The sequence below is a fragment of the Haloarcula taiwanensis genome (assembly GCA_002844335.1).
In the GTDB taxonomy this organism is placed as follows: Archaea; Halobacteriota; Halobacteria; order Halobacteriales; family Haloarculaceae; genus Haloarcula; species Haloarcula taiwanensis.
On record CP019154.1, the window covers coordinates 1,273,911 to 1,296,690 of the forward strand.

General features: G+C 64.7%; 23 protein-coding genes. 13 read left to right on the top strand and 10 right to left on the bottom strand.

What is annotated here, in order from left to right; all coding sequences use genetic code 11:
* Genes BVU17_06520 through BVU17_06535 form a run of 4 tightly spaced genes read left to right on the top strand, consistent with a single transcriptional unit; the run spans position 1 to position 4,828 of the window.
* Positions 1 to 1,464, top strand: coding sequence for a methylaspartate mutase subunit E (locus tag BVU17_06520; protein AUG47197.1), 1,464 nt, complete (start codon positions 1 to 3; stop codon positions 1,462 to 1,464).
* Positions 1,454 to 2,722, top strand: coding sequence for a methylaspartate ammonia-lyase (locus tag BVU17_06525; protein ID AUG47198.1), 1,269 nt, complete (start codon positions 1,454 to 1,456; stop codon positions 2,720 to 2,722). The genes BVU17_06520 and BVU17_06525 overlap by 11 nt, the downstream gene beginning before the upstream one ends.
* Positions 2,715 to 3,791, top strand: coding sequence for an acyl dehydratase (locus BVU17_06530; protein AUG47199.1), 1,077 nt, complete (start codon positions 2,715 to 2,717; stop codon positions 3,789 to 3,791). Before BVU17_06525 ends, BVU17_06530 begins: the two co-directional genes overlap by 8 nt.
* Entirely contained in the window at positions 3,788 to 4,828 is a 1,041-nt protein-coding gene (locus tag BVU17_06535; GenBank protein ID AUG47200.1) for a citrate lyase subunit beta, read from the top strand. Before BVU17_06530 ends, BVU17_06535 begins: the two co-directional genes overlap by 4 nt.
* Positions 4,829 to 4,843: 15 nt before the next feature.
* Here BVU17_06535 and BVU17_06540 read toward each other — a convergent pair whose 3' ends face one another.
* Entirely contained in the window at positions 4,844 to 5,962 is a 1,119-nt protein-coding gene (locus BVU17_06540) for an aspartate aminotransferase (GenBank protein ID AUG47201.1), read from the bottom strand.
* A 260-nt stretch (positions 5,963 to 6,222) separates the two neighbouring features.
* Here BVU17_06540 and BVU17_06545 point away from each other — a divergent pair, with 260 nt between their 5' ends.
* Positions 6,223 to 6,732, top strand: coding sequence for a damage-inducible protein CinA (locus tag BVU17_06545; GenBank protein AUG47202.1), 510 nt, complete (start codon positions 6,223 to 6,225; stop codon positions 6,730 to 6,732).
* A gap of 36 nt (positions 6,733 to 6,768) precedes the next feature.
* A complete protein-coding gene (locus BVU17_06550; protein AUG47203.1) occupies positions 6,769 to 7,275 on the top strand; it encodes a hypothetical protein in 507 nt (168 codons plus the stop codon).
* Here the strand turns inward: BVU17_06550 and BVU17_06555 are convergent.
* A complete protein-coding gene (locus BVU17_06555) occupies positions 7,272 to 8,033 on the bottom strand; it encodes a metal-dependent phosphoesterase (protein AUG47204.1) in 762 nt (253 codons plus the stop codon). The two genes, BVU17_06550 and BVU17_06555, sit on opposite strands and share 4 nt — an antisense overlap.
* Before the next feature lie 115 nt (positions 8,034 to 8,148).
* Between BVU17_06555 and BVU17_06560 the strand changes: the two genes are divergently transcribed.
* Positions 8,149 to 8,448, top strand: a complete 300-nt coding sequence (locus BVU17_06560; protein AUG47205.1) for a hypothetical protein — start codon at positions 8,149 to 8,151, stop codon at positions 8,446 to 8,448.
* A 121-nt stretch (positions 8,449 to 8,569) separates the two neighbouring features.
* Here BVU17_06560 and BVU17_06565 read toward each other — a convergent pair whose 3' ends face one another.
* From BVU17_06565 to BVU17_06595, 7 genes are all read right to left on the bottom strand, one after another.
* Positions 8,570 to 9,007, bottom strand: a complete 438-nt coding sequence (locus BVU17_06565; protein AUG47206.1) for a transcription elongation factor Spt5 — start codon at positions 9,005 to 9,007, stop codon at positions 8,570 to 8,572.
* A 4-nt stretch (positions 9,008 to 9,011) separates the two neighbouring features.
* Positions 9,012 to 9,191 (bottom strand): protein translocase SEC61 complex subunit gamma, encoded by a 180-nt coding sequence (locus BVU17_06570; GenBank protein AUG47207.1) that lies wholly within the window; start codon positions 9,189 to 9,191, stop codon positions 9,012 to 9,014.
* 140 nt (positions 9,192 to 9,331) lie between these two features.
* A complete protein-coding gene (locus tag BVU17_06575) occupies positions 9,332 to 11,785 on the bottom strand; it encodes a methyl-accepting chemotaxis protein (protein AUG47208.1) in 2,454 nt (817 codons plus the stop codon).
* Positions 11,782 to 12,915 carry an amino acid ABC transporter substrate-binding protein gene (locus tag BVU17_06580; protein AUG47209.1) on the bottom strand — a complete coding sequence of 378 codons (1,134 nt, stop codon included), beginning with the start codon at positions 12,913 to 12,915 and terminating at the stop codon, positions 11,782 to 11,784. Before BVU17_06580 ends, BVU17_06575 begins: the two co-directional genes overlap by 4 nt.
* Positions 12,916 to 13,146: 231 nt before the next feature.
* Entirely contained in the window at positions 13,147 to 14,307 is a 1,161-nt protein-coding gene (locus BVU17_06585) for a cell division protein FtsZ (protein ID AUG47210.1), read from the bottom strand.
* A gap of 103 nt (positions 14,308 to 14,410) precedes the next feature.
* Positions 14,411 to 15,766, bottom strand: a complete 1,356-nt coding sequence (locus tag BVU17_06590) for a hypothetical protein (protein AUG47211.1) — start codon at positions 15,764 to 15,766, stop codon at positions 14,411 to 14,413.
* Entirely contained in the window at positions 15,766 to 17,127 is a 1,362-nt protein-coding gene (locus BVU17_06595) for a sodium:calcium antiporter (protein AUG48850.1), read from the bottom strand. Before BVU17_06595 ends, BVU17_06590 begins: the two co-directional genes overlap by 1 nt.
* A gap of 131 nt (positions 17,128 to 17,258) precedes the next feature.
* Between BVU17_06595 and BVU17_06600 the strand changes: the two genes are divergently transcribed.
* From BVU17_06600 to BVU17_06625, 6 genes are all read left to right on the top strand, one after another.
* A complete protein-coding gene (locus BVU17_06600; protein ID AUG47212.1) occupies positions 17,259 to 18,056 on the top strand; it encodes a shikimate dehydrogenase in 798 nt (265 codons plus the stop codon).
* Positions 18,057 to 18,106: 50 nt separating this feature from the next.
* Positions 18,107 to 18,706 carry a hypothetical protein gene (locus BVU17_06605; protein ID AUG47213.1) on the top strand — a complete coding sequence of 200 codons (600 nt, stop codon included), beginning with the start codon at positions 18,107 to 18,109 and terminating at the stop codon, positions 18,704 to 18,706.
* A 63-nt stretch (positions 18,707 to 18,769) separates the two neighbouring features.
* On the top strand, positions 18,770 to 20,239 hold the full coding sequence (locus BVU17_06610; GenBank protein ID AUG47214.1) for an aminodeoxychorismate synthase, component I: 1,470 nt from the start codon (positions 18,770 to 18,772) through the stop codon (positions 20,237 to 20,239).
* The gene (locus BVU17_06615; protein ID AUG47215.1) at positions 20,236 to 21,000 is read left to right on the top strand and encodes an anthranilate/aminodeoxychorismate synthase component II; all 765 of its coding nucleotides are present in this window, start codon (positions 20,236 to 20,238) and stop codon (positions 20,998 to 21,000) included. Before BVU17_06610 ends, BVU17_06615 begins: the two co-directional genes overlap by 4 nt.
* Positions 20,985 to 21,857 (top strand): 4-amino-4-deoxychorismate lyase, encoded by an 873-nt coding sequence (locus tag BVU17_06620; protein AUG47216.1) that lies wholly within the window; start codon positions 20,985 to 20,987, stop codon positions 21,855 to 21,857. Before BVU17_06615 ends, BVU17_06620 begins: the two co-directional genes overlap by 16 nt.
* Positions 21,858 to 21,949: 92 nt before the next feature.
* Positions 21,950 to 22,366, top strand: coding sequence for a 2Fe-2S ferredoxin (locus tag BVU17_06625; GenBank protein ID AUG47217.1), 417 nt, complete (start codon positions 21,950 to 21,952; stop codon positions 22,364 to 22,366).
* A 36-nt stretch (positions 22,367 to 22,402) separates the two neighbouring features.
* On the opposite strand, the gene BVU17_06630 is transcribed toward BVU17_06625, so the two are convergent.
* On the bottom strand, positions 22,403 to 22,693 hold the full coding sequence (locus tag BVU17_06630; protein AUG47218.1) for a transcriptional regulator: 291 nt from the start codon (positions 22,691 to 22,693) through the stop codon (positions 22,403 to 22,405).
* Positions 22,694 to 22,780: the final 87 nt, after the last annotated feature.

Genomic DNA, 22,780 nt, shown 5'->3' on the forward strand with positions numbered 1-22,780 from the left:
ATGCCAACTGACGAGCGACTCAGCGACGACCAGCTACAGCGCATCGCAAACGACCTCAGAGACAACTGGCACACGGGCCGCGAAGTCGACTTCGAGGAGGCTATTGCCTTCCACGAGTCACTGCCGGCCTCGAAACAGTTCGCCAAAGTGCTGGAATCCGCCGACCAGCCGCTCCTCCAGCCACGGGCGGGCGTTCCCTGCCTCGAAGAACAGATCGATCTGCTGCGGTACCTGCAGGACGAGGGTGGCGCGGACCTCCTGCCGACGACCATCGACTCGTACACGCGGGACAACGAGTACGAGAAGGCCGAGGAGGGACTGGCCGCCTCCCGCGGCAGCGACGAGAACGAACTGAACGGGTTCCCGGCGGTCAACCACGGTGTGGAGGACTGCCGCCGGCTCATCCGTGCGCTCGACGCACCAGTCGAGGTCCGGCACGGCACGCCGGACGCCCGACTGCTGGCGATGGTCACGCTCGCCGGCGGCTTCCAGAGTTTCGAGGGCGGGCCGATATCCTACAACATTCCGTACACGAAACGGCACGACCTCGCGACGACCATCGAGCACTGGCAGTTCGTCGACCGGCTCTGTGGGGCCTACACCGAGCGCGGCGTCACCATCAACCGCGAACCGTTCGGCCCGCTGACGGGCACGCTCGTCCCGCCGAGCATTGCCATCGCGGTGATGCTCGTCGAGGGGGAACTCGCTGCGACACAGGGCGTCCGGTCGCTCACGCTGGGCTACGGACAGGTCGGAAACCTCGTGCAGGACGTGGCGGCGCTGCGCGCCCTGCGGAAGCTCGGCAACGAGTACCTCCGTGACGAGGTGACAGTCACGACCGTCTTCCACGAGTGGATGGGCGGCTTCCCGCCGGACGAGGCCCGCGCTAACGGCGTCATCAGCCTCGGCGGCGCGACGGCGGCCGTCGCCCAGCCGGACAAAGTCATCACGAAGTCCGCCCAGGAATTCCAGGGCGTGCCGACGAAGGAAGCCAACGCGGCCGGACTGCGAACGACGAGACAACTCATCGACATGATGATAGAACAGGACATCGACCTCGGGGGTATCGAAGAGGAACAGGCGCTCATCGAACGGGAGACGCGCCACCTGATGGACGCTATCTACGAAGCCGGCGACGGCGACGTGGCACAGGGGGTCATCAACGCCTTCGACAGCGGCGCGCTGGACGTGCCGTTCGCGCCGAGCGACGCCGCCAAGGGGGCGGTATTGCCGGCCAGAGACGACGACGGCCGGGTCCGCATTTTCGAGTTCGCGGACCTCGCGCTCCCTGACGAGATCAAGGAGATTCACGCCGCCCGGCTCGGCGAGCGGGCCGAGACCGAGGGCCGCGACCAGTCGTTCCGGATGGTCGCCGACGACGTGGACGCCATCAGCGACGGGAAGCTCATCGGGCGTCCAACGGGTGACAGCAAGCCCGCAGGGGGGGCCAGCGATGCGGATTGAGGACGTTCGAACAGTCCCGGGTCTGTCGGGCTTTTTTTTCGACGACCAGCGGGCCATCAAGGACGGCGCGACACAGTCCGGGTTCGCCTACGACGGCCAGCCCGTGACCGAGGGGTTCGACCGCATCCGCGAGGCCGGCGAGGCGCTCATCGTCGAACTCGAACTCGCGGACGGCACGGTCGCGACCGGCGACTGCGCCGCGGTCCAGTACTCCGGTGCAGGCGGCCGCGACCCGCTGTTCCGGGCCGAGGCCTACCGCCCGGTCGTCGAGGGGCCCGTCGCCGACGCCCTCCGCGGGCAGGATCCGACGGAGTTCGGGGCCAACGCGACGATGCTGGAAGAGATGAGCGCCCAGCGCTCGGGCGGCGACCAGCTGCACACGGCGGTCCGCTACGGTGTGTCGCAGGCGCTGCTGAACGCCGCCGCGCAAGCGCGGGGCGTGACGCCGACGGACGTACTTGCAGACACCTACGAGACCGAGCCGGCGACCTCTCCGGTCCCGGTGTTCGGCCAGTCGGGCGACGAGCGGCGTATCAACGCCGAAAAGATGCTCATCAAGGGCGTTCCGGTGCTGCCACACGGCCTGTTCAACAGTGTCGAGAAGGTCGGAGAGGACGGCGAAGGGCTGCGAGACTATCTCGCGTGGCTCTCTGACCGGGCGACGACGCTCGGGCCGGAGCCGTACTCGCCGCGCTTCCACGTCGACGTGTACGGCATCCTCGGCAAGGTGCTGGGCCCGCCGTACGACCGGACCGAGGTGATAGACTACTTCGAGACGCTTCGGGAGGCAGCCGCGCCGTATCCCCTACAAGTGGAGGGCCCGATGGACGCCGGCGGGCGGGCGGAGCAGATATCCCGAATGGCCGAACTCCGCGAGGGACTGGCCGATGCCGGCGTCGACGTGGACATCGTCGCCGACGAGTGGTGTAACACCTTCGAGGACGTGCAGGCGTTCGTCGACGCGGAGGCGGCCGACTTGGTCCAGGTGAAGACGCCGGATCTGGGCGGCATCCAGCGCTCGGCCAAAGCGGTGCTGTACTGCGACGGGACGGACACCCGCGCCTACGTCGGCGGGACCTGCAACGAGACGGTCACCTCGGCGCGGGCCTGCGCCCACGTCGCGCTGGCGACCGACGCCGCGCAAGTGCTCGCAAAGCCCGGGATGGGCTTCGACGAGGGCTTCATGGTGGTCACCAACGAGATGCGCCGGGCGCTTGCCAGACGAGACGCCGCCCGGGAGGTGCCGGCCGATGACTGAGTGGTCCGACCCCGACGCCATGGACCTCTCGGACGGCGAGACGTTCGACGCGCTGCTTGACCGCGCCGACACCCGGGAGAAGGGCCACTTCTTCGAGTTCTTCTCGGAGGGCGACGAACTCGCTCACGACCCCGGCCTGCGTCTCTCCCACCACGGCAGCGAGCAGTGGATGGGCCAGACGCTCAACCACGACCCGGCGTACTGGCGGGCCGACACCGCAGCGGAGCGCGGCTTCGAGAAGCGCCCGGTCCACCCGGACTACCTGCTGGCGTGCGTGATGGGCGTCACCGTCGAGGACCTCTCGGAGAAGGGCGGCTACTTCCTGGGGCGCGACGACGTGGAATTTCACAGACCGGCAACGGCAGGCACGCCGCTGTCGGTCACCTCGACCGTCGTCGACACACGTACGTCCTCGTCCCGGCCGAAGTACGGCATCGTGACGTGGGAGACAGCGGGCCGGAACCGCGAGACGGGCGAAACGCTGGTGTCCTACCGGCGAACGAACATGATTCCGCGCCGCGAGCCGGCGGCGACCGACGGCGGCGCGGTCGGCGAGCAAGACGAGGGCGGTCCGACGCTCCCCGACACGCTCCTCACGCCTGACGGCGAACGTTTCGAGGACTTTCAGGCAGCCCTCGACCGCGCCGACGCAGAGAACGCCGCCGTCGCCTACCGCCACGAGCGCGGGCGGACGATGGACGACCAGTTGGTCGCCGGCCTGCCGCTGGCGACGCTCAACACCGCGCGCCAGCACCACAACCGCGACGAGATGGCGGACTCGCCGTCGGGTGACATCGTCGCGTACGGCGACGTGACTCGCTCGATTGCGCTGGCCCACGCCCGCTCCGACGAAGCGACATACCGCGAGCAGCGGTTCGCTGACGAGCGGTTCCACGACTTCGTCACGCTCGGCGACACCCTCTACGGCTTCACGCGCGTCCTCGACTGTGACCCCGAGGCCGGGCCGGAGCGGGCCGGCGCGGTCACCTTCGAACACGTCGCGTTCAACCAGGACCAGACCCCGGTCTACTCGGGCCGGCGAACCGCACTCATCCAGCGAGACACATGACACGACTCTGCCGCACCTTCCAGACCGCACCGGCCGCGATACCGAACGACAACAGCGCGAAGTTCCTCGTTTCGGGGCTCACCAGCGAGGGGTTCCAGGCCCCCGACTGGCTCGTCCCCGACATCGAGGACGGCACCGCCCCGTCAATGAAAGGGGAAGCCGTCGACAACATCGTCGAGCACGTCCCCGACCACGCCGACGAGTTCGCTGGGGACATCCTCCCGCGCGTGGAGTGGGCCTACGACGACGCCGACGCCCGCGAACGCGGCATCGAGCAGGTGACTCGTCTGGCCGAGGCGGTCGGCGAGGAACTCGACGGCTTTGTCTTCCCGAAAACCGGTCGGCTCGACGACGTGCGTGACGCCGCGGGGGTCGTCGCCGACGCCGAGCGCGACGCCGGGCTTGCTGAAGGGACGCTGGAAATGGCAATCATTCTCGAAACGGCCCCCGGCCGCTCGGACCTCCGGGAAATCTGCCAGTACGCCGCCGAATCCCGGCTCTCCGGGCTCGTGTTCGGGCCGGTCGACTACACGGCGGAACTCGGCGGCCGCGCGCTCGACGGCGAGCGGCCCCGCTGGGACGGCCTGCTGGAGGCGCTCTCGAACGAGACGAGCGCGGCCGACATCGTCGCCATCGGCGGCCCCTTCGACCAGCTGTTTCACGAACGGGCCGGCGTCACCTACTACAACGCCGAGGGCTACGCCGACCAGGTCGAACACGAGGCGACCATCGGCATCGACGGCTCGTGGTCGCTCCATCCCAAGCAGACCGAGCAGGCCAACCGCATCCACATGCCCACGACCAAGGAACTGGAGCGGGACCTCCACAAGATAGAGTCGTTCAACGAGGCCAAACGGGAGGGGACTGGCGCGGTCGTCGTCGACGGCCAGATGGTTGACGAAGCGACCTACAAGAACTTCGCAAACACCGTCAAAACTGTCAGAGCTATCGACGAGACCCATCCCCCCCAGACCGAGGAGTACTACGATGACGACCTGCTGGCACGAGCGAGGGACGTGGAGCTTATCTTCGGCTAAGTCAGCAACAGCTTTTTATTCGAAATAGTTCGCCAGCCGTTGGGCTGCCTCGTCGACCCGTGGTGTCACCAGCGCAAACCTGACCCAGTCGCTTCTGGACTCGCCGAACGCTTCGCCGGGCATCCCGGCGACGCCGGCCTCATCGATGAGTTCGTACACGTTCTCGAACGACCCAGGGAAGTCGGGGAACCGCGCCATCACGTAGAAGCCGCCTTCTGGGCGGTTGTACTCGGCTCCGGCCGCCGCCAGCGCGTCACAGAAGGCGTCGACCCGGCCTTCGAGACGGCGTCGGCAGGCGGCGTAGTAGTCCGGGCTCGTCGTCTTCAGCGCCCGCAGGACGGCGTACTGGGCCGGCCGACTCCCGGTGACGTTCGTGAGCATGTGCTGGGTGCGAGCACGCTCCAGAAGCGAGCCCGTGGGACCGTCTTCCGGTGGGAAGATCGCGTAGCCGACCCTGAATCCCGTTATTGCCATCGTCTTCGAGAGGGAGTTGGTGGCGACGACGTGGTCGGAGTCGGCGTGCAGCGCCGAACTGAACCGGCCCGCGTAGTCGAAGTGGTCGTACACCTCGTCGCTGAGCAGCAGGGCGTCGTACTCCTCGGCGATGGCCGCGAACTCGGCTATCGCGTCGGCGTCGTACACCGCGCCGGTGGGGTTGTTCGGCGAATTGACGACGATGACGGCCGTCTCCTCGCTCGCGGCCGCCCGCAGGTCCGAGGGAGCGAGTCGGTTGTGGTCGTCGACCGGGACGAACGAGATGTCCGCGCCGATGAAGTTCGCCCGGCCGGCGTAGTAGGGGTAAACGGGGTCAGTCAGGAGAATCTCGTTGCCATCGAAGTAGTGGAGCCCGCCGGTCATCGCGAGGTGGTTCGCCTCGCCCGCGCCGTTGGTGACGAGGACGCGGTTCCGGTCCACGCCCCGCCGAGCGGCGATTTCGTCGCGGAGCGTCGTCAGCCCGACGCTGGGCGGATACTGGTAGTCGTCGGCTGGGGCCTCGGCGTAGTCCCTGAGCCCGTCCCGAAGGCCCTCCGGCGGGTCCCAGTCGGGATTGCCCGACACCATGTCCACCACGTCCCGGTCGGCCCGGGCCGCGTACTGCATGACCCGGAAGAACTGGGGTTCCGTGTAGTCCATACAGGTTCTGTGGCCGCCGGCCCCGTCTGTTTTTCTGTCTATTGGCGGACGTACAGCGTCAGCCCGCCAGCCGCCAGCAACAGCAGTCCCCACAGGAGGTCCGACCCCGGCAGGACCCAGAGGAACAGCGTCACGAGGCCCGACGTAACGAGTGACCAGCCAAGCGTCGTCTGATAGCTCATACCCGCAGTTGTGTCTCCGAACTGAAATACCCCGGCCTGCCATGAACGCTTATTCGCCCGTCACGACAACTACCGCCAATGGCAGACGACACAGCGAACCCAGTCGAGAAGCGCGTCGGCAAGCGTCTCCGAGAAGCTGATGCCACAGTCGCTACCGCGGAGTCCTGTACCGGTGGCCTTGTTGGCTCAAAAATAACGGACATCCCCGGCTCAAGCGACTACTTCGACCGCTCGCTGGTCACCTACTCCTACGAGGCCAAGCGGGAACTGCTGGCCGTCTCGCGGGAATCACTGGATGCTCACGGTGCAGTGTCAGAACCGGTCGCAGCGGAGATGGCTCAGGGCGTTCGCGACACCGCCCGAACCGACTGGGGCGTCGCCACGACCGGCGTCGCCGGCCCCGACGGTGGCACACCGGAGACGCCCGTCGGGACGGTCTACATCGCCGTCGCCGAGGCCGCGCCGTGGGGGACAAACGAGTCCGGCGTGACGGTGTCCCGCTACGAGTTCGACGGCACCCGTCGCGAGGTCAAGGCGGCCATCGCGACACAGGCGCTCCGGGACCTGGAAACCGCCTTACAGGAGTAGTAAGCCCTTTCAGTCGGGACACAGACGGTCAGGTAGATGAACAAACGTGGGCACGTCCTGAACGCCGTCCTCCTGAGCATCGGACTGGGGTACGTTCTCGACCCTTCGGGCGACGTGACAACTTTCGCGACAATCGCGGAAGTGTTTCTTCCCATCGTCCTGGGCGCACTGTTCCCCGATGTCGATACGGCCTTCGGCAAGCACCGCAAGACGCTGCACAACATTCCCGTCCTCATCATATTCCTGGCCCACCCACTGTATCACGGCGGCAATCTCCAGTGGGTGTGGCTCGGTGTCCTCACGCATTACGTGCTGGACTACTTCGGCTCCCGTCGGGGCATCGCGCTGTTTTACCCCATCTCGGACACGGAGTACGGCTCACCGACGGGCGTGACAACGTCCAGCGACCGCGCCGAAGCTGTTACCGTCGTGATTACCGCCTTCGAACTACTCGCGGTCGCCCTGCTCGTCCACGTCCTCCCGCAGTACCTGCCGCCGGTGGTCAGAACCTTCGTCGTCGACAACAGCGCATTTCTGGTTTAGTACACCTTCACATCGTTGAACCGACCGTCGTACGCGACATGGTCGGGGTGCGTCGGCTCGGTCCCCTGCAGCATCAGCCGGTCGAACTTGCCCCACGTGTTTTCTAGCCCCAGATGTGCCCACTCGACCGCCCGCCGGAGGTCGTGTGAGAGCCCGTCGCGATGGAACAGTGACCGCTCAACGTCGTTTTTCAGCGCCGTACTGAGCGCCGCCACGTCGTCGAACGCCTCGGCAAAGGTCACGTACGCCTCACCGACAGTCCCACGGACGTGGGCATACGACGAGACGAACGGCTCGTGACCGGTTTCCGACGTGAACGACTGCGCGCGGTCCCGGTGGTGGGCCAGTTGTTTGGGGTTGTACACTTCCAGCGCGTCGATATTGTCCTCATACGCTTCAATATCATCCAGTCCGAGACTGACGTTGAGAAAGCCGGGATGGGGGACGAGGACGGCGGCGTCTTGGCGGTCCAGCTCTCGCATCGCGCCGTCGAAGGTAATGAAATCTGGAATCGGCTCTTCGAGACCGATGGCCAGTACGTGCCGGCGCTGTTGCCAGGTGCCAGTAAAGATCTCTCTGGCTGGAAACACTGTCAGCTCTTCGTCGGAAAACGCCTCTGCTTGCTGCCGTATCTCCGGGAGCCGCGTGAAATGCGGCGCGTACACCAGCCCGTCGAGGCCACGTGCCTTCGCGCGCTCGACGACCCGGTCGTCGAGTACTTTCACGTGGAGATCAACGGCGTACCCCTCGGGTTGCACGGTCGACGCTAACTCCGTACTGCCATTAGGGGTTTCCGTTTCGGCAGTCTGCGAGACAGACGGCTGACAGGTGGCAGCCAACGTTTTTAACCCCGCGTCGCCTGCCACTGAGCAAATGCCACGCTGGGAGTGCGACATCGAAGGGGACGACAGACAGTTCGACCGCGTCGAGGAGCTCATCATCCACCAGTCGGTCGAACACGACCGCATCGAGTGCAAGGTCTGTGGTGCCGTTGTCCCCGACGGCTACTTCGCTATCAAGCACGCGTTCGACGAACACTCCCGCGCGGAGTACGTTCGCGCCTACGACGCCTCCGCCGCCGAGGTCCGCCGCCGCGAACAGATCAAGGAGTCCGTCGAGGCCGCCGCCAACATGAGCGAAGTCATCGACCGACTGGAAGGCGGCGAAGCGTAGCGACTGCCGTTGTGTTACCGCGTCGCCTGACCTGCACAGTGGTGACTGGAAACCAGTTTGAAACCGCTATGTGATCGCTTTTCCGCGGCGTACACCGCTCCGATTCGGGTTGAACGGAGAGCTATCGCTCTTCGGAGTCAAGAACCCGAATCTGGTCACCACGCACGGTAACCGGAATCGGGACCGTCGCCTCGTACAGTTCGACGGTGACCTGGTCCTTGCCCTCGTCGATGCGCTGGACCTGTGCCTTCTCGCCCTTGAACGGGCCGGCGATGAGTTCGACGATGTCGCCCTCTGCGATCCCTTCCACGTCCGGTTTCGGGGAGAGGAAGTGCTCGACTTCCGCCATCGAGGACTCGCCCTGCACGACGCCGTTGGCGTGGGGAATCTCGTCGAGGATACGGTCGAACACCGCAGCGTCGTCGGCTTCCACCATCACGTAACTCGTCAGCGAGTCCGGCGCGAGCGCGGCGTGAATCTCGTCTTCTTCCCGGGAGATGATCATGTCTGCGACGGTGCGTTCCTGGCTGGCCGTGGTTTTGACTGCGTAGATACCCATCGGTTTACACCGGCTTGCTGCCAGGTACGAAGGTCATCACGGCGAAGATGATGAACCCGAGCAGTCCGACCAGCGCGATGCCCGCGCCGGCGATTTTCGCGATCTGGGAGAACTCCTCCCACGACGGCGTACTCGCCAGTTTGAGTACGCGGATGTAGGAGGTGAGATCGTATGGAACGTCCATAGCGGGTCGTACCCACTGGTGGCTTTTCTATATTGTGGTGCGCGGCGACGACTCGAACCGCTCACAGCGTATCGCCTCGCTGAAAAGCGTAGTCGACAGAAGGGCCGACACCCCGGAACGGGCGTACAGAACCCGTTCGGTCAGTCGTCAGTCAGCGCAGTTCCGCCCGCTCCGTGGGTCCCCAGGTCGCCCCCGTCACCGGCATCGTCGGTTTCGAACTGGTCGATAAGCTCCTTGAGGTCAGTCGCCTGACTGGAGAGCGACTGTATCTTCTCGGTGACCTCCGTGATCGACGCCGTCTGTTCCTCGGCAGACGCAGCGACGTTTTCTGCCTCGGCGGATGTCTCCTCGCTGATCGAGCCGACTTCCTCGGCCATCGAGACGACTTCTTCCATCGAGGCGGCCTGTTCGTCAGTCGCGTCGCTGATAGCCTGCACACCGTCGTTGGCCTCGTTGACCTGCTGGACGATACTGGTCAGCGCGTCGGTCGCGTTCTCGACCGTCTCTTTCCCGGTGTCGACGCTCTCACCCATCTCCTGCATGTCCTCGACGGTGGTGTCCGTCCGGGACCGGATGTCGTCGATCATCGACTCGATATCAGTCGTCGCTTCCTGCGTTTCCTCGGCGAGCGTCTTGATCTCGCGGGCCACGACGGCGAACCCTTCGCCCGCCTCACCGGCCCGCGCAGCTTCGATGTTCGCGTTGAGCGCGAGCATATTCGTCTGTTCAGCGATTTCGTCGATAAGCGTCGTAACCTCGCCGATGCGCTCCATCTCCTCTGCGAGGGACTCCACCTGTTCGATAGCTTCGGTGGACTTCCGTTCGAGCGCCTCAATTTCGGCGGCGGCCTGCTCGGCGTATTCGCGGCCGGACTCGCCGTCGTTGACGGCCTGCTGGGACTTCGACGCGACTTCGTCGGTCGACGAGGTGATTTCCTCGACGGTCGCCGACAGGTCGGTCATCTCGTCGCTCACCTGCTGGATGTTCCGGTTTTGCTCGTCAGCGCCTTCGGCGATCTGTTGCACCGACTCACTCACCGACTCGCTGGCCGACCGCACTTCCTGTGCGCTCGCGGAGATCGTCTCCGTCGAGCTGTCGACAGTGCCGGCGAACCCTTCGATGCGGTTGACTGTCCGTTCGAGTTCCGCAATCATCTCGTTGAAACTTTCCGCGATGTCGACCATCGCGTCGTAGTCGCTATCGGTGGCCATCCGCTGGGTGAGATCCCCGTCTGCCGACTTGTCCATCACTTTGCTGAACTCGGCCGCCTTGGCTTCGAGGGCGGCTGCCATCGACTCGGCGTCTTCTTTTGCCGCCTCCGCCTCATCTCTGGCAGCCTCGACGTCGGTAATCAACGCCTGGATGTCCTCGCCCATCTCCTCTAGCGCCGCACCGAACTCGCCGGGGATGCTCTCGTCCAGCGCCGGGTCGTCGAACCGCTTTGCAGCGAGCGCGTCGGCCTGGTCTGCGGCGGTCGTCAGATACGCCTGCATCGATGCGAAGGAGTCGTACAGCTGTCCCATCTCGTCGACGCGAGTAGTCTCCGGGAGGGTGCTGTTGATCTCACCTGCGGCGATATCCTCTGCGCTTTCAGCGACACGGGCGAGTGCGTTCGCGGTTCCGCGTCCGATTGTCACGCCGACGACGAACAGCGCCCCGACGGCAAGCGCAAGCAGAAGCGCAATGTTCTGGGAGACAGCCGACTGCAGTGCAAACGCGCGGTCCTGGGGCACGTGATACAGCAACGCCCACTCAGTGCCGGTCACCGGCGTGTACGCCATCACGTACTTTCCGTCTTCCATGCCCGTTCTGGCAGAGACGGATTTGTAACCGGTTTCGCCGTTCAGCGCCGCCTCAACGCTCGTATCGGTCGCGTCTCCGGTTGCCGCGTACTCTTCGAGAATCGAGCTTTTCCGGTTGTCGAGTATGATCTGGCCACCTGACCCGACGACTTTCACGTCGCCCGTCGCAAACGGTGACGTGAACTCATGAGAGCGCGCCTCAAGCGACGCCGTCAGTACGACGTATTCGTCGCTGCCAGAGACAGGCTGAACGAACGCGATGACTGATTCATTACCGCTCTGGTATGCTTCGGACGTGTCCGTCGGTCCTGACGAGACGACTGCACCACTCGCGTCCGTCCACGGGTCGTCAACGTCGCTCAGTGCGACGCCGTTCAGGTCGTCGTCAGTGCTGGCGGTGACTGTGCCGTCAGCAGCGTCGACGTAATGCAGCGCCCGGACGTCTCCGGGAAGCCCGATGAGCTTCTGTTCGAGCCACCGCTGGTGTTCTGTATCCGAGGTTGACTCGGACCGGTCGCCGATAGACGCCGCGAGGAACGATGCCGTGGATTGCTTGTTCGAGACCCAGCTTGACACGGAACTGGACTGAGACTCCGCAACGCCGAGGATCTGCTCCTCGGTCTGTGACTCGACCAGCGAGCCCGTGTCGAGGTGGATCGCCGCGCCGCCGAGGGCGAGGATGACGACCACACCGAGCAACAGGACACCGAACTTCGCGGCGTAGCGCCGGCGAATAACGTCAGGGAGCGCACGTTCCGTCGCCTGTACCATTCGGCTGGGGAGTGAACTCATTGATTGCCTCCTGATTTGAAGAACCGTGACTGCAGTAGCTCCAGCGACTCGACCGACCCGTTCGTGACCCGTTCGATCAGGTACGAACTCAGCGGTTCGAGGTTCGCCGTCAGGTCAACGCTTCCGGACGCGCCCTGATAGTTCACCGCTCGACCTGCCTCGGTGAGTGACCGAACACGACCGAAGTCGCCGACTGAAACAGTGTGTCCAGACCCGCCGGAAACCGACTGAATGGTCTCGGCGATTGCCGGGCCGCTGGCTTCACCGGCCTGTTCGGCGGCACACGCCATCAAAAACAGCGCGTCATACGCGTTGACCGAGTACGCTCTGGGCTGGTCGATATCTGAGAGCCGACGGACGAGTTCGAAGTACGCTTGCGTCCGTGCAGAGGACAGCGACGCGCTGTAGAACCCGTCGTAGTACGACGGGAGGTCGCCACCGAACATCCCTGCAGACAACACCCACGGAACATCGTGCTCCGACTGGCTGTATGCGTCAAGGATACCCCGCTCCTGCCCGGAGACGCTGGTGAAAGTGACGGCATCAGGGTCGTTCTGGAACACGTCCGCAAGCGTGTCGTCGAACGACTCCGACGACGGGTCGTACCGCACATCGGCGACGACCTCGGCGTCCAGCGCCTCACGCTGTGCCGCTGCCAGTCCAGCACCGAACGAGTTGTCGATGCTCAGTAATGCGACGGAATCAGCGTTGATGTACAGCGGGTCGTCGACGACCTTCGCCATCACCACCGCTTGCGTCCCGTCGCTTGGCACCGTTCGGCCGAAGTATTTCCGCCCGTTGGCTCGACCGGCAGTCGATAGCTGCGGGGCAGTACTGGCCGGGCTGACCTCCATAATCTCGTCGCTGGCCGCCTCCGGTGCGAGAGCGAGCGACGCGTCACTGACGAGGCCACCGACGAAACCAATGACACCTCGGTCGACGAGTGTCCCGTACTGCTCGACAGCGGTTTCGGCGTTCGCTTCAGTGTCAAGGATGGTCACTTCGACATCATTCCCGCGGATACCACCGGCCGCGTTGACATCGCTTGCTGCCTGCTCAACCATGCGCTTGCCGTGTTGCCCGAGTGGGGCGAGCGCACCACTGAGCGGGAGGAGCGCGCCGAACTGCACAGTGCCACCGCTCCCGTTCAGGGACCCAAGGCAGCCAGATGAGATGCCCAAACCCCCGGCTGCCAGACATTTTTTGAGTACACCACGCCTCGAATCCGAGTACATGAACAGAGAATCTGAATTTCCGGATAAACGCTTTTCGGCGGGAGTATCATTTATGATAGCAAAAATGTAGATAGAGCGGCACGTAACGGCGATTAGTGGAAAGTAAAACCGAGGCGGCGAGGCAGATTAGTCGACGTAGTCGATGTCTTCGCCGAGTTGCTGGGCGGCCTTCTCCTGTTCGGCCTCGCTCTGACCGTAGATCTGTGGACTCTCGACGCCGGTGACGACAATCATCGTCTCCATCTTGCCCTCGAACTCATTGTTGACCGACGCGCCCCAGATAATGCGAGCGTCGGGGTCGATGCGGTCGTAAATCTCCTCGACGACGCCCTCGGCTTCCTCGATGCTCATGTCGGGACCACCGACCACGTTGACGAGCGCGGAGTTCGCGCCATCGAACTCCACGTCGAGCAGCGGCGAGCGCAAGGCAGAGCGGATGGAGTCCTGGGCCTTGTTTTCGGAGTCGGATTCGCCGAGGCCGATCATGGCGACACCGCCGTTCTCCATGATGGTCCGAACGTCGGCGAAGTCCACGTTGACGAGGCCGGGCTTGGTGATCAGTTCGGTCATCCCCTTGACCGAGCGCATCAGCACACGGTCGCAGATCTTGAACGCGTCCTGCAGCGGCATGCTGGGTGCGTAGTCGAGCAGACGGTCGTTCGGGACGACGATGACCGTATCAGAGACGGAGCGGAGGCGTTCGAGGCCGGCGTCAGCGTTGGCACGGCGGCGCTCACCTTCCGCGGTGAACGGAATCGTGACGATGGAGATGGTGAGTGCGCCGGCTTCCTGTGCGGCCTGTGCGACCACCGGGGCCGCGCCAGTCCCGGTGCCGCCACCGAGACCGGCGGTGACAAACACCATATCCGAGCCGTCGATAGACTGCTGGATATCCTCGATATCCTCCTGTGCGGCCTCCTCACCGATCTTCGGGACTGAACCGGCCCCGCGGCCGCCGGTTCGCTTGCGGCCGATGAGAATCTTCGTGTCAGCAGACACCTCGTCGGCGAGGTGCTGTGCGTCGGTGTTTGCGGCGACGAGCTTGGCCCCGTGGATGCCTTCCTCCATCATCCGGGTGACCGTGTTCCCGCCGGCACCGCCACAGCCGACAACCGTGATCTTCGTCTCCAGGTCTTTGACGACGCTTGCCAGTTCCTCGTCGGACATCGTCCCCGACGTCGACATGTCCTGTGACGGCGATGATGTAGTTTCGTTGACAGTTCCTCTGTCCGCGTCCTCCCCGTCTTGTTCTGCCTCGTCGATAGCGTCGTCAATTATCGAATCCATAATTTAAAGCGTCCTTGCAGACGAATAGTTATTAGTTTTCCCCCTCTGTCTGACGCTCGTCTGACGTGTTGATCCCCAGTTTCGGCGGCTAACGCGCCAGTGTTCACAGCGTATATCGACGTATACGCTCGCGCTGGAAGCGCTCCGGTCCGATCTCCTCCCCATCGATTTCGACTGACTCGCCCGAGGCGAGCTTCCCGAATTTCGGTCCTTCAGGGATGCCAGCCGTTCGCGCGAGGTCAGGATCGAACGCTGTCTCGCGGGCGATGAGTTCGTCCGCGGCCCACTCGACACTGTCGAAGCGTCGTTCGAGGATTTCGACGAGCGGGTCGACGACCGCTCGCAGGTCCGTCCCCGCCGGACAGATGATCGGCCCGGTGAACACCGTCCCGTTTTGCTCGGTCACGTACGCGATGGACTGCCGTTCGATGGTCTCGCGCAGCGCTTCGTTATCGACCCCGCGTACGTCCGAGATAAGTTCAGTGGGGAGTTCGAGCACGGTCCACTCGCCGTCGTATCCGGGCGCAAGCTCACCGAACCTCAGGCCATCGTCGACTGGGCAGACAGTGTCTTCGAGCGCCTCGACGAGGCCCAAGTTGACGCCGGTCGTCTCCTGAACGAACGTCTCGCTGACGACGCGGTAGCCCAGCGATTCGATAGCCGCCTGTAGGTCCGGCCGGTCGCCCTCCATGAGGGCGTAGTCGGCCGCACTGGCCTGGAGGGCGCGTTCGAGAACGGCGTCGCGCTCCTCGTCGCTGTCGGCCCACTCCGTCAGGACATCCAGTGACCAGTCAGCGGCGATGTGACCGACCGCCCAGTCCGTCTCGCGGACAACGCGCTCGAACCGCGGGGCGTAGTGGCCGCCGCCGACACCGAGGAGATGGCGGCGCGTCCCGTTCTCCCGCGGCTTGTCGGCCGGTTCGTCGGCGAGGTCCAGTATGGCTCTGGCGGCGGCCGCAGCGGCATCCGGGTCCTTCCACTGTGGTTCCGCGCTGCCGACCTCGACGAACATCGACGGGACTCCCACCGCTGTCGGGCCGTGGTGCGTACACTCCATGCCGACCTCGTAGTCAGGCGGGGCGTGGCGCTGGAGCGCCGAAACCACTGCCGTGTGTGCACCAGGACAGGCCCGGGCGAACCGGCCGTCTTCGCCGCCGTACTCCGCGATGCCAAAGTTCCCGGTGTGGTGGGCTGTCAGGAGTTCATCCGTCTCGCCGGCGTGTTTCGAGGCAAACACCAGCAGGTCCGGGCTGTCGAACGCCGCCCCGACGCGTTCGATGTCCAGATGCAACGCCTCGAACTCGCGGAGTTCCACGCCGTCAGTTCGGTACACCGTGCCGCCGCCCTCGCTGCCGGGCCGCGTCTCGTCGACGCTTGTCTCCCAGTCTCGGAGCGAGCGCAGGTGCTCCCCAATGTGAGTCGACGCCACGTCGGCGTGTGAAATAACGATGCCGAGCATCAGTCCGCGTTCTCCAGAGTAGCTGGGTCACGGCCTATCGCGGTCCGGACGGCGTCTCCGGCCAGCCCGAACAGGTGTTTCAGCGCCTCGCGGCGCTGGACAAACAGTCCGGTCCCGATAATGACGTACAGCCCCGTGTACGCCAGCAGGAGGTCGTGACTCGATATTGGCACAGCGACGAGGTCTCTGATGATAGTGAACTCAAGAACCACCTGCGAGATGAACAGCACGAACAGCCCGATTGCTTCGCGGATGCTGATCTCGAAGTTGACCAGAATGGCGAGCGCAAAGAAGGACTGGGCCGCCGTAATCCAGATCTCTGCGCCCTGTCTGGCGTCGAACGGCAGCACGCTGTACCCGCCGAGCGCGATGGAGTACACCACTGCGATGGTCCCGATGAGCAGTGTCCACTGATTGAGTTTGGACGAGATGAGGGCGTTGAACCCCGCCGTCGACCGGGCCTTGTTGACCAGCACGGCGACGACGATGAGTTCGGGCGACTCGCTGGCCAGCGGGGCGACCCACTGGATCATGAAGAACTCGGGGATGCCGTTCGCGACACCAATCTCCTCCAGCCCGTGGGCGAACGGCTCGACCGCAGTGAAAATCATCGCACCCGAGTAGCCAAACAGCGCCAGGACGACGAGCGGCCGCCACGGCAGCGACCACTCCTGGAAGTACTTCGGCACGCCAACGGTGTGCTCGCTGTGTTCGATGTCGGACTTGAGCACGAGACCGATGTACCCGACGTAGAGGCCGACCAGAAACAGCGTATCGAGGATACCGATGCCGCCGCCGAGGGGGACGAGAAACGCCCACATCGTCGCCAGAAAGAGGAAGGTGATCTCGGTCGCGATGTCGGTGTCCAGCTGGACGGCGTCGGTCAGGAAGCCGTCGCGTTTCGTGACTGCGGGGTCTCGCGTTTTCGCGGCCCGCCAGACGGTGAACACGGCGATGCCGGCCCAGCCGATGCCGATGAGAATACGGTTCGCGCCGGTCATGTTCGCGATGGCGAGATTCGCGTCGTGACAGGCGCGAGCGAGCCCCCCGGTCGCGGACTCGATTTCTGCCGCCGTGAACTGCCGGCAGGCTTCTGTCGTCGCGCCGCCTGCCCCGGCGTTCCAGGCGTACAGCGCGTCGACTGCGTACTCGGGAGCCACTGCGAGAATTGCGAGGACGGCGATAGCGAAGGCCCTCGGCACGTCTTTTTCGGCGGTTTCAGCGCCCCAGGCCAGCAGGAACGACGCCCCGAGAACGGCGAACCCACTGACCGCGACGGTGGTCAGGGTCCCGACGTCAATGCCGGAGGTAAAGAGGTAAATCCAGCCGACAGTCAGGGCCATCGCGACGGCAACCTGCAGCAGTGGGTGACGTAGACGACTCACTGTCGGACATGTGGCTAGGTCCGGCTGAAAAGCTTGCGAAAGTGTCGGCAGGAAGCTGTGTCTCGCAGAGCGTGGCGTTGATACGACCGGGGCGCGCTGACGTTGGTATGGACGTTTACGGACTCATCGGAAACCCGGTCGGGCACTCGCTGTCGCCGCCGATGCACGAGGCGGGCTACGAAGCACTGGGACTGGATGCACGCTACGTCACGTTCGAACCAGCGGCCGACTCTGGTGCCGACGCCATCGACGCGGCGAAGACGCTCGGAATAGACGGCCTCAACGTCACGATTCCGTTCAAGCAGGACGTGCTAGACGCTGTCGACCCCGCGCCGCTCGCCGAGCGCATCGGCGCGGTCAACACCGTCGATTTCACCGGTGAAACGCCCACGGGCTACAACACCGACGCGGTCGGTGCGGTCAGAGCGTTGCGTCATCACGACGTGGCGCTGTCGGGCACAGCTGTCGTCGTCGGGGCCGGCGGTGCGGGCCGAGCGGTCGCGTTCGGGCTCGCCGATGCGGGACTGTCGGTTCGGATTGCGAATCGCACCGAGTCCAAAGCCGACGGACTCGCCGATGAGGTCCCGGACGCCTCCGGCCATGGACTCGACTCGCTTCCCGACCTGCTTGCGGACGCCGACATCCTCGTCAACTGCACCAGCGTCGGCATGGATGAAGATGCGACGCCGGTCCCCGCCGACGCGTTGCACGGCGACCTCGCGGTGCTCGATGCGGTGTACACGCCGATTGAGACCCGTCTGCTACAGGACGCGGCGGCCGCGGGCGCAACGACAGTTGACGGCGCGTGGATGCTCCTGTATCAGGGGGTCGAAGCGTTCGAACGCTGGACTGGCGAGGACGCGCCCGTGGATAGGATGAACAGCCAGTTGCGCGAGCGCCTGTAGCGGACCGGTCACCAGCAAGAGATTTGTGTGGGGGATAAATACGTTCATGTATGGGTCTGCTTCAGAAATTGAAATCCGCCCTCGGGCTTGACGGGACTGGGTCAGCCACGTCGGGAACGAACCGCGACGTGGACGTGACCGTCGAGCGAGAGCCCTCTACTGAAGACGAAGACGCTGTGAAGGGGACGAACACCGCTGCGACTACCGAGACCCACACATCCGATACTGCGGACGGGGCCGGGACCGAATCAGGGGATGGGAGTGGAACAGCCACGCAGACGGACGGGTCAGAGCCTGCTGTGTCACCAACTCCCACTGACGACGAAACAGAATCTGTGACCGATGCGTCTTCCGCGGCGTCCGAGCAAGAAACAGCGCTCGACGACGAAGCCGGCGACTCGGAGACCACCGCTGACGAGGAGTCGGCCGAGGCTGCTGCTGGGGACGCGGGTGAGACCGATGACGGGGAAAACACTGCCCCAGTGACGGAGATCAAAGGTATCGGTCCCGCGTACGCCGACCGACTCGCCGGTATCGGCATCGAGACCGTAGGCGAGCTTGCCACTGCGGACGCAGCGGCCATCGCCGCGGACACCGACCTCTCGGAGAGCCGCGTTTCGGGCTGGATCGAGCGGGCGGAAGAGTTCTGAGACAGCTGGCAGTCCATTTCTGAACCGCAAGGGAATTAGTCGCCGCACTGTTTTCGTTCGGTAATGCAATCGGTCGAAACCGACCGGACGACGTTCACCGACCGTGCGGCCGACGCACCCTCAGTGGCGCGCGTCCCTGTCGAGGTTCGGGTGGACGTTGCTGACCCGTTTCTCGCCTATCGCCGGGCGCGCGACGAAACTGGCGGCGTGTATCTGGCGACTACCGGCGGCCAGTCGGGGTGGGGCTACTTCGGGACCGCTCCGGCGGACTTCCGCGAGGTCGACCCCGGAGCGGGCCGGACTCTCGCTGCACTGACCGAGTTCCTCGACGGCGAGCGCCTGGTCCGCGCTGACTGTGACGTGCCGTATCCCTGCGGAGCCGTTGGATGGCTCTCCTACGATGTGGCGCGGGAACTGGAGTCACTGCCCGACAGCGCCGACGCCGACCGCGCGCTCCCGAACCTACAGATAGCTCGCTATGACCGCTTCGCGGCCTGGGAGGAACCCCGCGGTGAGTCGGTGACCTTGCGCGTGACGGCCTGTCCGCGGGTCGGTGACTTCGAGACGCCAGAATTGGCCTACGAGTTCGGCAAACAGCACGCGCTGGACCTGGCTCGGGCGGCCGTACAGGGAGACCCCGCTGTCAAGGAGCCGCCAGTCGAGACCGACGAAGCGACCTTCGAGAGCGACTGCACGCGCGAGTCATTTGCTGACCGGGTCCGAACGGTCAAGCAGTACATCCGCGACGGCGACACGTTCCAGGCGAACGTCTCCCAGCGGCTCCGTGCCCCCGCGGCGGTCCACCCGGTCGAAGCCTTCGACGCGCTGCGAAGCGTGAATCCGGCACCGTACTCCGCCCTGCTTGAGTTCCCCGGCGTCGACCTCGTCAGCGCTAGCCCGGAACTGCTCTTGCACCGCGACGGCGACCGAATTGAGACCGAACCTATTGCCGGAACCCGGCCACGGGGCGAGACGCGCGAGGCCGACGACCGCCTAGAGGCGGACCTGCTCGACGACGGGAAGGAACGGGCCGAACACGCGATGCTCGTCGACCTAGAGCGCAACGACCTCGGGAAAGTAAGCAAATTTGGCAGCGTCGAGGTACCGGACTACCGGCGCGTCGACCGCTACTCGGAGGTAATGCATCTGGTCTCTGTCGTTGAGGGGCGACTCCGTGACGGCGCGTCCCTGCAGGACGCCATCGCCGCGGTGTTCCCCGGCGGCACCATCACCGGCGCGCCTAAACCCCGGACGATGGAAATTATCGATGAGGTCGAAGCCACGCGACGGGGACCGTACACCGGTTCTATCGGCCTGTTCGGCTTCGACGACCGAGCGACGCTGAATATCGTCATCAGAACGCTGGTCCGGTACGCCGAGGAGTACCACCTCCGTGTCGGTGCCGGCGTGGTTCACGATTCAGACCCGGACAGCGAGTATCAGGAGACGCTGGACAAGGGCCGCGCCCTCGTCAACGCCGTCGACGAGGCGCTCGGGAAGCGCGTCGACTTGGCGATGGAGGACGAGGGATGAGCGGCCACCGTGGCAGCGGGGGGAGCGGCGATAGCGGCGACGGCGGGGCCACCAGCGGCAACAACGCCGGAGGTAGTCCAGCGACAGACTCGCTGGCTCCGACCGTGTTGGTCGTCGACAACTACGATTCCTTCGCGTACAACCTCGTCCAGTACGTCGGCGAAGTGGTCCTCCGCCTCGGCGGGAGTGAGGACGATGTCATCGTCCGGCGCAACGACGCCATCGACATCGAAGACATCCGAGCGATGGGCCCCGACGGTATCGTCGTCTCACCGGGGCCGGGGACGCCCGAGGAGGCGGGCGTCTCGGTGCCGATATTCGAGGCGTTGGAATACCCCACGCTGGGTGTCTGTCTCGGACATCAGGCGCTATGTGCGGCCAACGGCGCGCCCGTCGGCCACGCCGAAGCGGTCGTCCACGGTAAATCCTCGTCGGTTACCCACGACAGCACAGGGGTGTTCGAAGACATCCCGGACCCGTTCGATGTCGGCCGGTACCACTCGCTTGCGGTCGACCGCGAGACCCTCCCCGACGTGCTAACTGAGACGGCCTACACCGTCACCGACGGTGACGCAACGGGCGACGACAGCTCCGAACCGACCGACGTCGGCCAAGGCGGTACCGATGAGTCACGAGTCGTCATGGGCGTGCGCCACGACGACCGCCCGCACATCGGCGTCCAGTTCCATCCCGAGAGCATCCTGACCGACCACGGCAAGACCATGATCGAGAACTTCTGCCTGCTATGCAATACCACGTAAACGGGGCGCTCGTCACCGAAGGCGAGGCGACGGTGTCAGTGCGCGACCGCGGGTTCATGTACGGCGATGCGGCATTCGAGACGCTCCGGGCCTACGGCGGCGAGCCGTTCCAGTGGCACGCCCACCGCGAGCGCCTCCAGCGGACGGCCGAGACGCTGGGCTTCGACGACGCCGTGCCAGATGACCTCCGTGAGCGCGTTGACGAGACGCTCGCGGCCAACGACCTCGACGAGGCGTACGTCCGGCTGTCTGTCACACGGGGTGTCCAGCCCGGGAAGCTCACTCCGGGACAGGATGTCGACCCCACTGTCGTCGTCATCTGCAAGGGGCTCCCGAGGGGCGGGCTCAACGGCGAGCGCGTCTGGGACGAGCCGGCGTCGGTTCAGACGGTCCGGACCCGGCGGATTCCGAGCGAGGCCGTCCCGGCGGACGCAAAGACGCACAACTACCTCAACGGGATTCTCGGCCGGCTCGAACTTCGAAAGGCCGCCGCTGGCGGCGAGCCCGCCGACGAATGTCTCATCCGAGACATGGACGGTAATCTGGCCGAGGGAGCGACGAGCAACCTCTTTTTCGTCACGGACAACGGCCTCCGGACGCCGAGTACGGATCTGGACCTACTGCCGGGGGTCACCCGCGACGTGGTAATGGACATCGCCCGCGGCGAGGACTTCCCCGTCGAGACCGGCCACTACTCGCTCGATGCCCTGCGTGATGCTGACGAGGCGTTTCTCACGAACTCGACGTGGGAGATCCGCCCGATTGCGACCGTCGACGGCATCTCCGTCGGGAGCGGGCCGATGACGAAGCTCCTTCAGCGGTTGTTCGACGAGCGAATCGAGGAGCGGCACTACTGAGATGGGCTTCGTTTTGTGGGTCATCGCTTCAGTACGTGAATAGGGCCGGAACCGGCGGTTTGAAACGGCTTACGTACTTACGGATGCATAGTATGGACGAGGACAGCCGTATCGTCGCGCTGGACGAGGTGCCCGATGACGGAACGTTTCTGTTCACTGTTCGCGACGGCTTCGACACGAAGGAGGCGATTATCGTCGAGTTGTCCGACGCGGTCGTCGCGTTCGAGAACTACTGTCCACACTGGACAGATGTCCGACTCGACAAGGGCAGTGGGGCGACAGTTCGCAACGGGCAACTGGTGTGTGAGAAACACGGGGCGACGTTCGAATCCGATTCGGGGCTGTGTAACTACGGCCCTTGCGAGGGAGCGGTTCTGGAGGAAGTCTCTATCACCACCGAGGACGGTGACGTCTACCTGACCGACGAGCGCTACGAGTTCGAAAATCAGGGGCCGTCGGGCGACCACGACCTCTCTTCGCGCGGTCGCATCGGCTTCTCGGGGAACTGAACGGCTGGAATCGGCGTCTCCGGGATTCGTTACGGGTTAGCTGATCCGGTACGCCGGCTCCGAGACCGCTTCGCATTTGCACTCCGGACACCGACTCGGTCGGTTTGTCAGGTCGTCGAAGTCCGTGAAGCCGCACTCCTCGCACTCCGGCGGCGCGACGAGGAGCTGTTCGTCGGTCGATTCCAGGGACTTGGAGATATGCTCTACGTGCGTGAGCGCGTCGCTGGTCTGTATCTCGAACTCGTTCGCGATTGTCCCTGCAGCCATCGCTTCGTCGCGTAGTTGGTCAGCGATGCGCTGGCGCGTCGTCCGACTTGCCTCGCGCATGGGAGAAGTTCGCATCCGACTGTTATAGGCTTTGTTCTGTTCTCGGAGCCCCGCAGTGACTCTCTCGGTAGTCCTGTCTCAGCCACG

Coding starts and splice junctions, on each gene's coding strand:
- BVU17_06520 (AUG47197.1), top strand. CDS start 1: ATGCCAACTGACGAGCGACTCAGCGACGACCAGCTACAGCGCATCGCA.
- BVU17_06525 (AUG47198.1), top strand. CDS start 1,454: ATGCGGATTGAGGACGTTCGAACAGTCCCGGGTCTGTCGGGCTTTTTT.
- BVU17_06530 (AUG47199.1), top strand. CDS start 2,715: ATGACTGAGTGGTCCGACCCCGACGCCATGGACCTCTCGGACGGCGAG.
- BVU17_06535 (AUG47200.1), top strand. CDS start 3,788: ATGACACGACTCTGCCGCACCTTCCAGACCGCACCGGCCGCGATACCG.
- BVU17_06540 (AUG47201.1), bottom strand. CDS start 5,962: ATGGACTACACGGAACCCCAGTTCTTCCGGGTCATGCAGTACGCGGCC.
- BVU17_06545 (AUG47202.1), top strand. CDS start 6,223: ATGGCAGACGACACAGCGAACCCAGTCGAGAAGCGCGTCGGCAAGCGT.
- BVU17_06550 (AUG47203.1), top strand. CDS start 6,769: ATGAACAAACGTGGGCACGTCCTGAACGCCGTCCTCCTGAGCATCGGA.
- BVU17_06560 (AUG47205.1), top strand. CDS start 8,149: ATGCCACGCTGGGAGTGCGACATCGAAGGGGACGACAGACAGTTCGAC.
- BVU17_06565 (AUG47206.1), bottom strand. CDS start 9,007: ATGGGTATCTACGCAGTCAAAACCACGGCCAGCCAGGAACGCACCGTC.
- BVU17_06570 (AUG47207.1), bottom strand. CDS start 9,191: ATGGACGTTCCATACGATCTCACCTCCTACATCCGCGTACTCAAACTG.
- BVU17_06575 (AUG47208.1), bottom strand. CDS start 11,785: ATGAGTTCACTCCCCAGCCGAATGGTACAGGCGACGGAACGTGCGCTC.
- BVU17_06585 (AUG47210.1), bottom strand. CDS start 14,307: ATGGATTCGATAATTGACGACGCTATCGACGAGGCAGAACAAGACGGG.
- BVU17_06590 (AUG47211.1), bottom strand. CDS start 15,766: ATGCTCGGCATCGTTATTTCACACGCCGACGTGGCGTCGACTCACATT.
- BVU17_06600 (AUG47212.1), top strand. CDS start 17,259: ATGGACGTTTACGGACTCATCGGAAACCCGGTCGGGCACTCGCTGTCG.
- BVU17_06605 (AUG47213.1), top strand. CDS start 18,107: ATGGGTCTGCTTCAGAAATTGAAATCCGCCCTCGGGCTTGACGGGACT.
- BVU17_06610 (AUG47214.1), top strand. CDS start 18,770: ATGCAATCGGTCGAAACCGACCGGACGACGTTCACCGACCGTGCGGCC.
- BVU17_06615 (AUG47215.1), top strand. CDS start 20,236: ATGAGCGGCCACCGTGGCAGCGGGGGGAGCGGCGATAGCGGCGACGGC.
- BVU17_06620 (AUG47216.1), top strand. CDS start 20,985: ATGCAATACCACGTAAACGGGGCGCTCGTCACCGAAGGCGAGGCGACG.
- BVU17_06625 (AUG47217.1), top strand. CDS start 21,950: ATGGACGAGGACAGCCGTATCGTCGCGCTGGACGAGGTGCCCGATGAC.
- BVU17_06630 (AUG47218.1), bottom strand. CDS start 22,693: ATGCGCGAGGCAAGTCGGACGACGCGCCAGCGCATCGCTGACCAACTA.